This window comes from Klebsiella sp. 1SOBk5mer (assembly GCF_046603115.1).
GTDB classification, from domain to species: Bacteria; Pseudomonadota; Gammaproteobacteria; order Enterobacterales; family Enterobacteriaceae; genus Klebsiella; species Klebsiella quasipneumoniae.
This window is the reverse complement of sequence record NZ_JBKIUU010000006.1, coordinates 70780-83060: the sequence shown is the minus strand read 5'-3', so window position 1 is coordinate 83060 and position 12281 is coordinate 70780. Positions and strand designations below refer to the sequence as shown.

The 12281-nt window shown below is 58.2% G+C and carries 13 protein-coding genes; 5 read left to right on the top strand and 8 right to left on the bottom strand.

What is annotated here, in order from left to right; all coding sequences use genetic code 11:
• The first annotated feature begins 73 nt into the window (after positions 1–73).
• From ACLH1U_RS14995 to ybiJ, 4 genes are all read left to right on the top strand, one after another.
• Positions 74–688, top strand: coding sequence for a flavin reductase family protein (locus ACLH1U_RS14995; protein ID WP_023288943.1), 615 nt, complete (start codon positions 74–76; stop codon positions 686–688).
• Between the two features lie 141 nt (positions 689–829).
• Positions 830–1090, top strand: coding sequence for a DUF1471 domain-containing protein (locus ACLH1U_RS14990; RefSeq protein ID WP_032455234.1), 261 nt, complete (start codon positions 830–832; stop codon positions 1088–1090).
• A gap of 21 nt (positions 1091–1111) precedes the next feature.
• Positions 1112–1378, top strand: coding sequence for a DksA/TraR family C4-type zinc finger protein (locus ACLH1U_RS14985; RefSeq protein ID WP_023288941.1), 267 nt, complete (start codon positions 1112–1114; stop codon positions 1376–1378).
• 285 nt (positions 1379–1663) lie between these two features.
• Positions 1664–1924: a DUF1471 family protein YbiJ gene (gene ybiJ, locus ACLH1U_RS14980; protein ID WP_411299323.1), complete on the top strand. Its 261-nt coding sequence runs from the start codon at positions 1664–1666 to the stop codon at positions 1922–1924.
• A gap of 109 nt (positions 1925–2033) precedes the next feature.
• Here the strand turns inward: ybiJ and ybiB are convergent, their stop codons facing one another.
• The 8 genes from ybiB to ACLH1U_RS14940 all read right to left on the bottom strand — a co-directional run bounded on the left by ybiB (position 2034) and on the right by ACLH1U_RS14940 (position 11363).
• The gene (gene ybiB, locus ACLH1U_RS14975) at positions 2034–3002 is read right to left on the bottom strand and encodes a DNA-binding protein YbiB (protein ID WP_032455217.1); all 969 of its coding nucleotides are present in this window, start codon (positions 3000–3002) and stop codon (positions 2034–2036) included.
• Between the two features lie 29 nt (positions 3003–3031).
• Complete coding sequence (dinG, locus tag ACLH1U_RS14970) at positions 3032–5188, bottom strand: ATP-dependent DNA helicase DinG (RefSeq protein WP_411299322.1); 2157 nt, start codon at positions 5186–5188, stop codon at positions 3032–3034.
• Between the two features lie 192 nt (positions 5189–5380).
• Positions 5381–6736 carry an ATP-dependent RNA helicase RhlE gene (rhlE, locus tag ACLH1U_RS14965; protein ID WP_044521817.1) on the bottom strand — a complete coding sequence of 452 codons (1356 nt, stop codon included), beginning with the start codon at positions 6734–6736 and terminating at the stop codon, positions 5381–5383.
• 215 nt (positions 6737–6951) lie between these two features.
• Positions 6952–7944: a transketolase family protein gene (locus ACLH1U_RS14960; RefSeq protein ID WP_032455214.1), complete on the bottom strand. Its 993-nt coding sequence runs from the start codon at positions 7942–7944 to the stop codon at positions 6952–6954.
• Positions 7944–8789 (bottom strand): transketolase, encoded by an 846-nt coding sequence (locus ACLH1U_RS14955; protein WP_023288936.1) that lies wholly within the window; start codon positions 8787–8789, stop codon positions 7944–7946. The genes ACLH1U_RS14960 and ACLH1U_RS14955 overlap by 1 nt, the downstream gene beginning before the upstream one ends.
• Before the next feature lie 13 nt (positions 8790–8802).
• Entirely contained in the window at positions 8803–9552 is a 750-nt protein-coding gene (locus ACLH1U_RS14950) for an SDR family NAD(P)-dependent oxidoreductase (protein ID WP_411299321.1), read from the bottom strand.
• A 50-nt stretch (positions 9553–9602) separates the two neighbouring features.
• Entirely contained in the window at positions 9603–10937 is a 1335-nt protein-coding gene (locus tag ACLH1U_RS14945; RefSeq protein ID WP_048297113.1) for an MFS transporter, read from the bottom strand.
• 288 nt (positions 10938–11225) lie between these two features.
• Positions 11226–11363 (bottom strand): hypothetical protein, encoded by a 138-nt coding sequence (locus ACLH1U_RS14940; protein WP_032428692.1) that lies wholly within the window; start codon positions 11361–11363, stop codon positions 11226–11228.
• Between ACLH1U_RS14940 and ACLH1U_RS14935 the strand changes: the two genes are divergently transcribed.
• Positions 11355–12278, top strand: a complete 924-nt coding sequence (locus ACLH1U_RS14935; RefSeq protein ID WP_065804727.1) for a LysR substrate-binding domain-containing protein — start codon at positions 11355–11357, stop codon at positions 12276–12278. The genes ACLH1U_RS14940 and ACLH1U_RS14935 overlap by 9 nt on opposite strands.
• Positions 12279–12281: the final 3 nt, after the last annotated feature.

The window sequence follows — 12281 nt, the reverse complement described above, 5'->3', positions numbered from 1 at the left end:
GTAAGATACCCGTTGACGGCCGCTCGGTAAATAAGGGAGTCTGGATATCTCCTTTATCCGTGACAGGTGCAGCATGTACTTTTATCAACCTTCGCAGGGCCACGGCCTGCCGCATGACCCGCTCAACGCAATAATCGGGCCTCGCCCGATTGGCTGGATCGCCTCGCAGGACGCCGAGGGCCAGCGTAATCTGGCGCCATACAGCTTTTTTAACTGCTTTAACTATCGCCCGCCGATCATTGGTTTCGCCAGCAGCGGCTGGAAAGACAGCGTGCGAAATATCGTCGAAACGAAGGAGTTCGTCTGGAACCTGGCGACGCGCCCACTGGCCGCCGCGATGAACGAAACCTCCGCCTCGATCCCGCACCATGAGGATGAATTCGTGCGCGCCGGACTCACCGCCGCCGCCAGCCGCCTGGTCAAGGCCCCCCGGGTGGCGGAGAGCCCGGTGAACTTTGAGTGCCGCCTGTCGCAATGTATTCAGCTCACCACCGCCGACGGCAACCTTGTCGATACATGGCTGGTGCTCGGCGAAGTGGTCGCCGTGCATATCGATGAATCACTGCTGGAGAACGGCATCTATCAAACCGCCCGCGCTCAGCCGATCCTGCGTGCCGGGGGGCCGAGCGCCTATTACAGTATTGATGACAGCCTGCGTTTTGACATGATCCGCCCGGATGCCCGCTAAATAATATCCCTGGCGCGGGGACCGCTACCCTGCGCCGGTTGCGGGCTAAACGCCTTGTTTTTGCATAAAAAATTCCCTACCGCGCGGTCTGGAAAGACCTACACTTAAGCTATGTCCCATGCTGTTTATGAGGATATGCTGATGAAAATCACCTCGCTGCTGTTTGCCGCTGCGCTTGCCGCTCAGGCCGACGCGGCCTCTTCCCTGCCGCCGCCCCCCGTACTGCCCTATGACGGGCCGCTGCGTCCTGTCGGCACCGTCTCCGCCTCCGGCGCCCGCACCCTTGACGACCTGGTGGCCGCCCTCGCGGATAAGGCCCACCGTCGTGGGGCGATAGCCTGGCGGGTCAATGCCGCCAGCAGCGGTAACCGGCTGTACGGTTCAGCTATAATTTATCAATAATCTTTTTACAGGAGGCAGACAATGGCATCAGGTTGGGCAGGCGACGGCGCCGTACAGGATCAGATCGACAGCACCATTGACGATGCGGTGGCTCGCGCCCGCCGCGAGCTTCCGCACGGCGAAAGCAACAAATTTTGTGATGAATGCGGAGAGCCGATTCCGGAGGCGCGCCGACAGGCGATACCCGGGGTGAGATACTGCGTGAAGTGCCAGCAGGAGAAAGATTTACATAACAATACATTTTCAGGATATAATCGCCGTGGTTCCAAGGATAGCCAGCTACGCTGACTTTCCTTTACCGTTCATGACAGCCTTTCGCATTATCTTTTCGCGCACACTTTTTGGCGATAAATGTCGCAATATGTGCCCTTAAGCGTGCCGGTCCCCCTCGCTCCGCCATCAGACGAAAAGAATGAGAAATAATTTATTAATAATCAGTAAATTATTAATCATTCAAAAAATTAGATGAAGACTGTGAATTTCCTTCGATTTTATCTCCCGCAAAAAAGCGTGATACTTATCACATCGACGGAACATCGTCCCCTGAACAGAACAACCTGCGAGAGATTAACTATGAAAAACATCAAATATGCTGCCGCTGCCATCGCTCTGACCGCCCTTTCCTTCGGCGCCTTTGCCGCCGAGCCGGTTACCCCCGATCAGGCTGAAAGCATGAATAAGATCGGCGTGGTGTCTGCGCAAGGCGCAACCACGTTAGATGGTCTGGAAGCGAAACTGGCTGCTAAAGCCGAAGCCGCTGGCGCAACCGGCTATAGCATCACTTCCGCTAACACCAACAACAAACTGAGCGGTACCGCGGTTATCTATAAATAATCGCAGCTCAATCCTGTAAGCCACTGAATTAACCCTGAAAAGACCTTTAATACCCTTGCCTTGCCCGTCCGAGCCACCGGACGGGCTTTTTTTTATTCTGCCGAGCCAATCACCAGCAGTCGTTGACGCGGCTGAGCCCCTGCTCCAGGGTTGAGACCTCCCCGCAGGCCAGCAGACAGCAGGCAAGCTGGATCTTCAGCGAGTGGGGTACCGGTTCGACGCCGGCGACGCAGCGCTCGATCCAGCGCGCGGTCACTTCGGGATCTTTCGAGGCCGGCAGAATGACTTCCTCCGCCGCGGCCTCGGTCTGACGGTCGCACAGCGCCCGCACGCCCTGGTCATCGATCAGGCTGATCTGCGGGCAGCGCTGCGGGTTGGCGTACACTTCGCCTTCGGTACCGTGCATCAGCAGCGCGCGGCCACCGGTCTCGCGAAAGAAGCTCGCCACCCTGGGAACATATTCCGGATGCGATACGCTGGAGAGACGTAACGCCTCCCCTTCGCCAAACGGCGTGGCCAGTTTGGCCAACGTATGGGCGCTGTTGCGCACGCCCATCCGCCAGCGCATCGCCAGCTGTTTCTCCAGCGGCGGGCAGAAGGCGCCCACCGGGATATATACCGGTTCATGCCCCTCCAGCTGCGCCTGAGCCTGGCCGGCATGCCGGGTAGCCGGAATGTCCAGCAGGGTAAAAATGGTCTCGGTCAGCACCCGGGTCGGATCGTGACTGACGCCGTGAACCACGACCGGAAACCCCAGCTTGTGCAGGAGCATCGCCAGCAGAGGCGTCAGGTTCGCCTGCTTGCGCGCGCCGTTGTAGCTGGGGATAACGATCGGCATCGGCTTGCCTGCCGGCGGGGTCAGGCGCAGAGTATGCTGCTGCATCGCGGCGTAAAAGCCTTTCATCTCCGCTTCGCCTTCGCCTTTGATGCGCAGGGCGATTAATATTCCCCCCAGCTCCAGCTCCGGCACCTCGCCGTTCAGCATCCGCGCGTAGAGCGCACGGGCGGTCTCTTCATCCAGGTCGCGGGCATGATTCTTACCGCGGCCCACCTCTTTTATAATTTTGCTGTACTCCATGGCTCCCCCTGTTGCGTCACGCGCCGGCGTCAACGACGTTTGCGGCCTGTCTGTTTTGCTGTCTGTTTTGCTTTACGTTTTACTATAACCTCCGGGACGCCCGGCTGCTCTATGGGAAAAACAGGTAACGCGTTCAGTAGACGCGCGCCGTAGTTTTTGGTCAACAGACGCTTATCGTAAATCACCACCTCTCCCCAGCAGTGATGGCTACGGATAAGACGCCCCACCTGCTGAATAAGATTAAAGGAGGCGCTGGGCAAACTCTGTACCTCGAAGGGATAACGATTGAGGCTTTTCAGCCATTCGCCTTCGGTGATCACTACCGGGCTGTCGATGGGCGGAAAGGCGATTTTATGGATATGCACCTGGCTTAACAGATCGCCTTTTAAATCGAGACCTTCGGCGAAGGACTGCAGACCCACCAGCACGCTGCGCTCGCCGCTTTCCACCCGTTTACGATGCAGCTCCACCAGCCGGTAGCGCGGCTGGTCGCCCTGCACCAGCAGCATCAGGCGCAGATCGGTCACATGCTCCAGGAAGCGATTCATTGCTCGCCCGCTGGCGAACAGCACCAGCATCCCGAGATGTTTCTTGCTCTCCACCTGCTGGCGAAAATAGGCCTCCATCTCGGCGATGTGCTGCTCTTCGTTATCCATCAGCGGTTCATAGCGCATTTGAGGAATAATAATTTTCCCCTGCTCTACGTGGTTGAACGGCGAATCCAGCGCCACGAAGCGGTCGCCCGCTTTCTCCTTCAGGCCGCTCATCTCCTGCAGGCGCGAGAAGCTGTTTAGAGAGCGCAGCGTCGCTGACGTCACCACGATATGCGGCACGCTGCGCCACAGCAGTCGTTCAAGCTGATCGCTGACACGGATGCCGACGCAGTGGAACCAGACGTGGATCTGGCCGTCGCGCACCACCCGCGTCGCCCATTTGGTCACCGGCGCGCCAGAGGACTGCGCCAGCGATGCCAGACGCCACAGCTTGCTTTGGCTTTCAAACATGCCGAGGGCGCGGTTCATCTGCAGCAGCACCCGATGCAGGCGCACCACGTCATGGCTGCCGGTCTTTTCGCTGAGATCGTTAAGGAACAGCTCCGCCAGCCCGCGCAGCGTCTCGGTGAGCTTCGCCAGCCGCTGGCAGATCTCCATCACCTCCTGCGGCAGTTCGCCCATCGGGAAGCGATGCTCCGCGTCCTGACCGGCGGGCATATAGAGATTGAGAATATTATTCAACGACGCAATCAGCTCGAACAGCTCTTCGCAATGGCCGGCGAGCCGCTCCGCATTGGCCAGCGGCGGCGTGGTTTTCGGGCGGAACTGCTCCATGCAGGTAGCCACCAGCTTGCAGAACAGATCCAGCTGCAGGCGAAACCAGGGGGCGGTGATCTCGGCGCTCATCTCCAGCGCGTCGCGGGCGACGTCCGGCAGATGATGGCCTTCATCGAGGACCAGCAGCAGGTTTTTCGGCTCCGGCAGCACCGCCTCGCTCTCCATCGCCGCCATCACCAGCGCATGGTTGGCCACCACCACTTCCGCCTCCTGAATTTCCCGCCGCGCCACAAAGAACGGACACTCCCGATAGTAGTGGCAGTTGCGGTTCAGGCAGCTGGCCTTATCGGTGCTCAACCGGCTCCACAGCCCATCGTCGATGGCTTTGTCGGTATGGTCGCGCAGGCCGTCCCAGCGGTAGCTGTCGAGATCCTGCTTCAGCGTCGCGCACAGCTTCTGCTCGGCCTGGTTGTTTGGGGTGAGATCGTCGTCGAGGAAGGCCAGCAGATCCTGCTGCGTCGGCTCGGTGCTGGCCAGCGCCGTCAGATTGCGCGGGCAGACGTAGCGTCCGCGACCGAAGGCGGCGGTGAAGCGCAGGTCGGGGATAATCTTGCGCAGCAGCGGCAGGTCTTTACTGTAGATTTGATCCTGCAGGGCGACGTTGGCGGTGCTGACCACCAGCGTTTTTTGTTCCTCACGGGCGATGGCAATGCCGGGGATCAGATATGACAGCGTTTTACCAACGCCGGTCGGCGCTTCGATAGCCAGATGCCGGCCCTCATCCCCGGCGAGGGTTTTCGCCACATCAGCGATCATCTGCCGCTGCGGGGGGCGGGGAATAAAGTCCGGGATCTGTTCCTGAAGCGCCTTATACCAGGCGGCGATTTGCGCTTTCAGCGCAGCGGTCAAAGCCATGAGAAAACCTGAATACTGTATAAACAGCCACTATTGTGCCATTTTTGCCCGCCCGGAGGTATTGCTTTCTGCTCAGTGTGGAAGCGTGCTCGACAAATAGTGTAATGGAAAGAAAAAGGCCCGCCGCCGCGTAGCGGACAGACGGGCCTGAGCCGTGCTTAACCGCATTCTCGCGGTCCGGGCATCAGCCTGTTATTCGCCAGCCGGTTTACGCGGGCGACGGCGGCGCGGCGGTTTGCCGTCCTGAGTGCGCGCTTTCGGCGCCTCGCCGTCCTGACGACGCGGGGCGCTGCTCTGGCTGCGCGGCTGTCCGCTGCGCCCCTGACCCTGGCCGCCGCGTCCCTGACCCTGACCACGACCGCCGCCGCGCTGCTGGCGACCGTTCTGGATAGGCTCGGCTTTAATGGACGGATCCGGCTCATAGCCGGCAATCGCAATGCGCGGGATCTCTTTCTTCAGCAGGCGCTCGATATCGCGCAGCAGCTTGTGCTCATCCACGCACACCAGCGACAAGGCTTCGCCAGTGGCCGCGGCGCGACCGGTACGGCCGATACGGTGGACATAATCTTCCGGCACGTTCGGCAGCTCGTAGTTCACCACGTGCGGCAGCTCTTCGATATCCAGGCCGCGGGCAGCGATATCGGTGGCCACCAGCACGCGAATGCCGCCGGATTTAAAGTCGGCTAGCGCGCGGGTACGCGCCCCCTGGCTCTTGTTGCCATGGATCGCCGCGCTGCGGATGCCGTCTTTGTTGAGCTGCTCCGCGAGGTGGTTGGCGCCATGCTTGGTGCGGGTAAAGACCAGCACCTGCTGCCAGTTGCCTTCGCCGATAAGCTGCGACAGCAGCTCGCGCTTACGGTTTTTGTCAACAAAATGGACGTGCTGGGTGATCTGCTCGGAGGCCGTGTTGCGACGCGCCACTTCCACTTCCAGCGGGTTGTGCAGCAGTTTCTCAGCCAGGCCTTTGATCTCGTCGGAGAAGGTCGCCGAGAACAGCAGGTTCTGCCGACGCGGCGGCAGTTTAGCCAGTACGCGGCGGATGTCATGGATAAAGCCCATATCCAGCATGCGGTCCGCTTCATCCAGTACGAGGATTTCCACTTTATCGAGGCTGACGGCGTTCTGGTGTTCCAGGTCCAGCAGACGGCCCGGGGTGGCGACGAGGATATCGACGCCGCCGCGCAGCTTCATCATCTGCGGGTTGATGCTCACGCCGCCGAACACCACCAGCGAGCGAACATTCAGATATTTGCTGTAATCCCGCACGTTCTCGCCCACCTGCGCCGCCAGCTCGCGGGTCGGGGTCAGGATCAGCGCGCGCACCGGGCGACGACCCTTCGCGTGCGGCTCGTTCTGGATCAGGCGCTGCAGCAGCGGCAGAGTAAAGCCCGCCGTTTTACCGGTGCCGGTCTGGGCGCTGGCCATCAGGTCGCGGCCCTGCAGTACCGCCGGGATCGCCTGCTGCTGGATAGGGGTCGGCTCAACGTAGCCCTGCTCAGCGACAGCGCGCAGGATATCGGGATTCAGGCCAAGGGAATCAAAAGACATAACAACTCCGAACCGCCCCGGCCCGGTGAAGGGCGTAGTTTTCAGGGAGATTATTGCGATAAGAGATGGCAAAAACCACAATGCCATGAAGGGGCGCAGTCTAGCAGATTTTGTGACAGGCCGCATAAAATCTGCAAAAGAATGCCGCCCCTGGCTGGCGGGGGGAAGAAGGCCGCTGAGGGCGCTCAGCGGCCAGGCGGGTCGCCGCAGCGCGGTTAACGCAGACGATACTTAATTTTTTCAACGATCTTCGCGGTGGAGATGCCGTAGCGATCGTGGAGGGTCGGCAGCGCGCCGGCTAACAGGAACGCGTCAGGCAGCCCTACGGTATCCAGCTCGCAGCGAACCCCTTTGCGCATCAGCAGGGCGGCCACCGCCTCTCCTAACCCGCCGACCGCGGTGTGGTTTTCGGCGGTGACCACCAGGCGACCCGGCTTCGACGCCTGTTCAATAATCGCTTGTTCATCCAGCGGTTTGATGGTCGGCACGTGCAGGACCGCCACGCTGATATTATCGTCCCGCAGCTTTTCAACCGCCTCCAGCGCGCGCATGGTCATTAGCCCGGAGGAGATAATCAACACGTCGTTGCCGTCCTCCAGCAGCTTCGCTTTGCCCAGTTCGAACTGATAGTCGTATTTATCCAGCACCAGCGGCACTTTCCCGCGCAGCAGGCGCATATAAACCGGGCCATGGTGATCGGCAATGGCCGGTACCGCCTGCTCAATCTCCAGCGCATCGCAGGGATCGACGATGACCATTCCGGGGATACCACGCATGATCGCCAGATCTTCGGTGGCCTGATGACTGGGGCCATAGCCGGTCGTCAGGCCCGGTAGCGCCGCGCATATCTTGACGTTCAGATGCTCTTCAGCGATCACCTGATGAATAAAATCATAGGCGCGACGGGTCGCAAAGGCGGCATAGGTGGTGGCGAAGGGAATAAATCCCTCCTTCGCCATGCCTCCCGCCGCCGCCATCAGCAGTTGCTCCGCCATTCCCATCTGGAAAAAGCGATCCGGGAAGGCCTGGGCGAAAATATGCAGGTCAGTATATTTTGACAGGTCCGCTGTCATACCGACGATCGCCGGGCGCTGCGCCGCGAGTTTCGACAGCGCGACGCCGAAGGGCGCAGAGACGGTGGCCTGGCCTTCATCGGCAATCGAAGCGATCATCGCCGACGTTTTTAAACGGGGTTTACTCTGGCTCATTACAGCACTCCTTCCGGTTTGTTAGCGTCCAGCACCGCAATCGCTTTTTGCCATTCGTCGGCATCGACGCGAATAAAATGGTTCTTATCGCGGGTTTCGAGGAACGGCACCCCTTTGCCCATCAGCGTGTCGCATAAAATGACCCGCGGCTGGTTGCCGGAATAACTTTTCGCGTTGTCAAAGGCGGCCATCACCGCCGACAGATCGTTACCGTCTACGCGCTGCACGTACCAGCCGAAGGCGGCCCATTTATCCTGCAGCGGCTCAAAGCCGAGGATTTTGCGTGAATCGCCGTCGGCCTGCTGTTTGTTGACGTCAACAAGGTTAATCAGGTTGGTCAGGCCATAGTGAGCCGCCGACATCGCCGCTTCCCAGGTCGAACCTTCATCCAGCTCCCCATCGGACATCGAGTTATAGACCCAGGCCTTGCTCTGTTTCTGCCGCAGGCCGAGCGCCATGCCGACGGCGATAGACAGCCCCTGCCCCAGCGAGCCGCCGGACATCTCCATCCCCGGGGTGTAGGTCGCCATGCCGGACATCGGCAGGCGGCTGTCGTCGGAGCCGTAAGTTTCCAGTTCCGCTTCCGGAATAATGCCCGCCTCCAGCAACGCGGCATAATAAGCGATAGCGTAATGGCCATGAGAAAGCAGGAAGCGATCGCGCCCCTCCCACTCAGGATCTTCCGGGCGATAGGTCATGGCGTAACTGAAGGCGGTAGCCAGCACATCGGCATACCCCAGCGCCTGGCCAATATAGCCCTGCCCCTGAACTTCCCCCATTTGCAGGGCATAGCGGCGGATACGCCACGCCGCCGCGGCGACTTTTTGTGATTCGGTGATGTTCATCTCTGTGCCTCGCTTAGTGAATTAACATGCCGCCGTTAACGTCCAGGGTGATACCGGTGGAGTAGGAAGAGAGGTCGCTGCCGAGGAACAGCGCGGCGCGGGCGATGTCCACCGCGTCGCCGAGGCGGTTCATCGGAATGCCGGCAAGGATATTGGCCGTCATGTCGTCCGTCAGCTTGCCGGCGGTAATGTCGGTCTGAATTAGCCCCGGGGTGATGCAGTTAACGCGGACGTTGTCCGGGCCAAGCTCGCGCGCCATCGCCCGCGCCAGGCCGAGCACGCCGGCTTTTGCCGCGCTGTAGTGCGGACCGCCGAAGATACCGCCGCCGCGCTGGGCGGAAACGGACGAGATGCAGACGATGCTGCCGGATTTTTGCGACCGCATCGTGGGGATCACCGCCTGTGACATCAGCAGCGTGCCGCGCAGGCTGACATCGAGCACCGCGTCATAGTTGACGCGCTTGATGTCCATTAGCTTCAGCGGCTGGGTGATGCCGGCGTTATTGACCAGCACATCGACCCGGCCGTATTTCGCCAAAATCTGTTCGATGGCCGCCTGCACCTGCACTTCGTCGGCGACGTTCGCCGCCAGGCCGAGATGGCCTTCGCCCAGCGCCGCCGCGGCGGTTTTACTGGCTTCGCCATTGAGATCGATAATGACCACTTTCGCGCCGTTTTCGGCGAATAATTTCGCGGTCGCAAAACCCAAACCGCGTGCGGAGGCCGCGCCAGTAATAATGGCGACTTTATCTTTTAATAACATAGTTTCACTCCATGACATTACGTCATATTAATTAACAGGATCTATTTTCGTTATTGTGGCTCATCGAGGAAAAGAATCACCACCAAACCGATTGCGGCGCAGATACCAAAATAGGTAAAGACAGAATTAAAGCTCCCCGTTTTATCCAGTAAGAAACCGGCCACCATCGGCGCCACAAATCCGCCGAGGTTGCCGCCGCTATTAATAATGGAAGAGGCGATCGGATAGGTTTTGCTGTCCGAAACGGCCATACCGTAGGCGGTAAAAGCCGGCCAGCCGATATTCAAACAGAAACCGACAAAGAATAAACCAATACAGACCGCCAGGGTGCTTGCCGGTATATTCAGCATAATTAACATCATGACGACGGTTGATACCGCTGTGAATATCATGGTTGGTTTACGCCGACGGCCTAATAATTTATCCGAAATCCATCCGCCGCCAATCGCGCCAATAAAGCCGCCGATGCACGGCATACTGGCCACGAACCCCATACTCATCACATCGAAACCGCGCTCTTTCACTAAATACAGCGGGATCCAGGTTAATAATCCATATAACACGCTGACCATCATAAAATATGCGAGGCAGTCTCCGAGAATATTTTTTGAGGTAAATAATCCCTTCGCCGTATCCACAGGCGGCATTTTTTTCACCCGGATAATTTTATCCAGCCAGGTGAAGCGATCGGCGATTAATATATTTTCACGTACACCGTCATTATGATGGCTGTCCCGCCCGGCATTAATCTCTGCCAGTTCGCTTGGAGATACGAATCCGCTTTCCGCGGGCTTTGACTTCACCAACAGGTACCACGCTATCGCTGCTACGATCCCGGGAATAGCAAAGGAGAAAAAGACCCACCGCCAGCCCCAGGTCACCGCAATCCACACCGCCAGCGGCGGCACGATAATCGGGGCAAACATGGTCGCCGCGATGTAAACGCCGGTTGCCGTGGCTTTCTCTTTCGGCGGAAACCAGTTGTTTATCGTCGACGCCAGCCCCACCGGGCAGGGACCTTCGCTTAGCCCCAAGCCCAGCCGCACCAGCTTCAGGCCAAATACGGAGCTCACCGTGCCCATCAGCCAGGTAAAAGCGGAGAAACCGAAAATAGATAGCGAAACCAGCCCTCGAGTGCCGCGTCTGGCGATGAAAAAGCCTGCCGGGATCTGGCTGACCGCATAGCCGAGGAAAAACATACTGGCAATCGCTCCGGCCTCAAAATTATTGATATGAAATTCATCAATGATAAACGGCAGTACCGCGCCGATATTCGTTCTGTCGGCGTAATTGATGGCATACACCAGGAAAATCATCGTCAAAACCACAAAACGATATTTTGTTTTCCTGGCGTCAGTACAGACCAGCGTATCTATACGTGACATAGGGTTTCCTCATCTTATACCTCATCCACTTCGCCGTAGGTTGCCGCCTGGGTTCGCCGCGTTTCACGCGCCCTGGCGCAACAAGAGAGACATGTCTTTTCGCACAGCGAAACAGGTGGTTAGGTGTTTTATTATTGCGACCCAAGCGCATCGCAGTTTGTGATCAGGCCTGTGAGGGGAATATAACAACCCAAAAATGAAAAGGTATTCAAAAAAGCTCAATTATGATTGAGAAAAATTGAGTTAGTGACTCCCCGCAAATTTTAGCGTTTACTGAGAGGCGCGATTTTAACGAGATAAATTGTTAAGCCCATCACAAATTAAAAGGTTATTTTCGCTTTTCCCTATGCTGTTCATCACGGCTGCGCCACGCTGTTCGCCATTTTCTTTTATTCGCGCCCCGCGCAGGATGCCGCCATGAGTCAACCGCTGCCCAATAAAAATCTGCCGATGCCCTCTTTACGCAATATCCAGGCTTTTATTGAAGTCGCCGCAACCGGCAGCCTCAACCTGGCCGCAGAGAACCTCAACATTACCGCCTCGGCGGTCAGCCACCAGATAGCCAGTCTGGAGCACTTGCTGGGAAAAAAACTGTTCTCCCGCAGCAGCAAAGGCGTGATGTTAACCGCAGTGGGAGAAAAATATCTCAAAGAGGTCTCCGGAGCGCTGAATATGATTGGCCAGGCCACCAGCCAGGTGATCAACGATATTCATCAGGATTATTTACGCATTCACTCAGCGCCGAGCTTCGGCCTGCTGTGGCTGATGCCGCGGCTGGATAAATTCCGTCAGGCATGGCCGGAGCTAAAAATTAGCCTGACCTGCTCTTACGAAAGCATTCAGTTCTCCCGGGATAATATTGATATCGATATTCGCCACGGGCTGTCGCAGTGGCCGACGCTGCTGGTCAGGACCATTAAAAATGAGTGCGTCCTGCCCTACAGCGCCTCCTCTTATTTAGCCCGCCATGCGGTTCGCGCCCCGGAAGATCTGCTGGCCTGCGATCTGATCCATTCCGACAGCACCTTAATTAACTGGAGCAACTGGCTGTCGTGGCACAAGGTCCGCGGCTGGCACAAAAACTTTATCTTTAATTTCGACCGGTCGTACATGAGCATCGAGGCGGCCCGGATGGGGATGGGGGTGATCCTGGAAAGCAATCTGCTGGCCGGCGGCCACGTGCGTCAGGGGCAGCTGACGCCGGTGTTTGCCGACGAGCGGAGTATGTCGGTCGGCGCGCACCACTTCGTCCTTCCCCACGCCAATGAACAGAAGGAAAAGGTCCAGCGCTTCTTCGCCTGGGTCGCCGGGGAGCTACAGGAAGACGGTTTTCATATTTAGTCC

What these genes read in the sequence shown, in the direction of transcription:
- ACLH1U_RS14960 (WP_032455214.1), bottom strand. Translation starts at nt 7,944, where the DNA reads ATGAGCCAGAGTAAACCCCGTTTAAAAACGTCGGCGATGATCGCTTCG.
- ybiB (WP_032455217.1), bottom strand. Translation starts at nt 3,002, where the DNA reads ATGGAGTACAGCAAAATTATAAAAGAGGTGGGCCGCGGTAAGAATCAT.
- ACLH1U_RS14995 (WP_023288943.1), top strand. Translation starts at nt 74, where the DNA reads ATGTACTTTTATCAACCTTCGCAGGGCCACGGCCTGCCGCATGACCCG.
- ACLH1U_RS14945 (WP_048297113.1), bottom strand. Translation starts at nt 10,937, where the DNA reads ATGTCACGTATAGATACGCTGGTCTGTACTGACGCCAGGAAAACAAAA.
- ACLH1U_RS14955 (WP_023288936.1), bottom strand. Translation starts at nt 8,789, where the DNA reads ATGAACATCACCGAATCACAAAAAGTCGCCGCGGCGGCGTGGCGTATC.
- dinG (WP_411299322.1), bottom strand. Translation starts at nt 5,188, where the DNA reads ATGGCTTTGACCGCTGCGCTGAAAGCGCAAATCGCCGCCTGGTATAAG.
- ACLH1U_RS14985 (WP_023288941.1), top strand. Translation starts at nt 1,112, where the DNA reads ATGGCATCAGGTTGGGCAGGCGACGGCGCCGTACAGGATCAGATCGAC.
- ACLH1U_RS14950 (WP_411299321.1), bottom strand. Translation starts at nt 9,552, where the DNA reads ATGTTATTAAAAGATAAAGTCGCCATTATTACTGGCGCGGCCTCCGCA.
- ACLH1U_RS14935 (WP_065804727.1), top strand. Translation starts at nt 11,355, where the DNA reads ATGAGTCAACCGCTGCCCAATAAAAATCTGCCGATGCCCTCTTTACGC.
- ybiJ (WP_411299323.1), top strand. Translation starts at nt 1,664, where the DNA reads ATGAAAAACATCAAATATGCTGCCGCTGCCATCGCTCTGACCGCCCTT.
- ACLH1U_RS14990 (WP_032455234.1), top strand. Translation starts at nt 830, where the DNA reads ATGAAAATCACCTCGCTGCTGTTTGCCGCTGCGCTTGCCGCTCAGGCC.
- rhlE (WP_044521817.1), bottom strand. Translation starts at nt 6,736, where the DNA reads ATGTCTTTTGATTCCCTTGGCCTGAATCCCGATATCCTGCGCGCTGTC.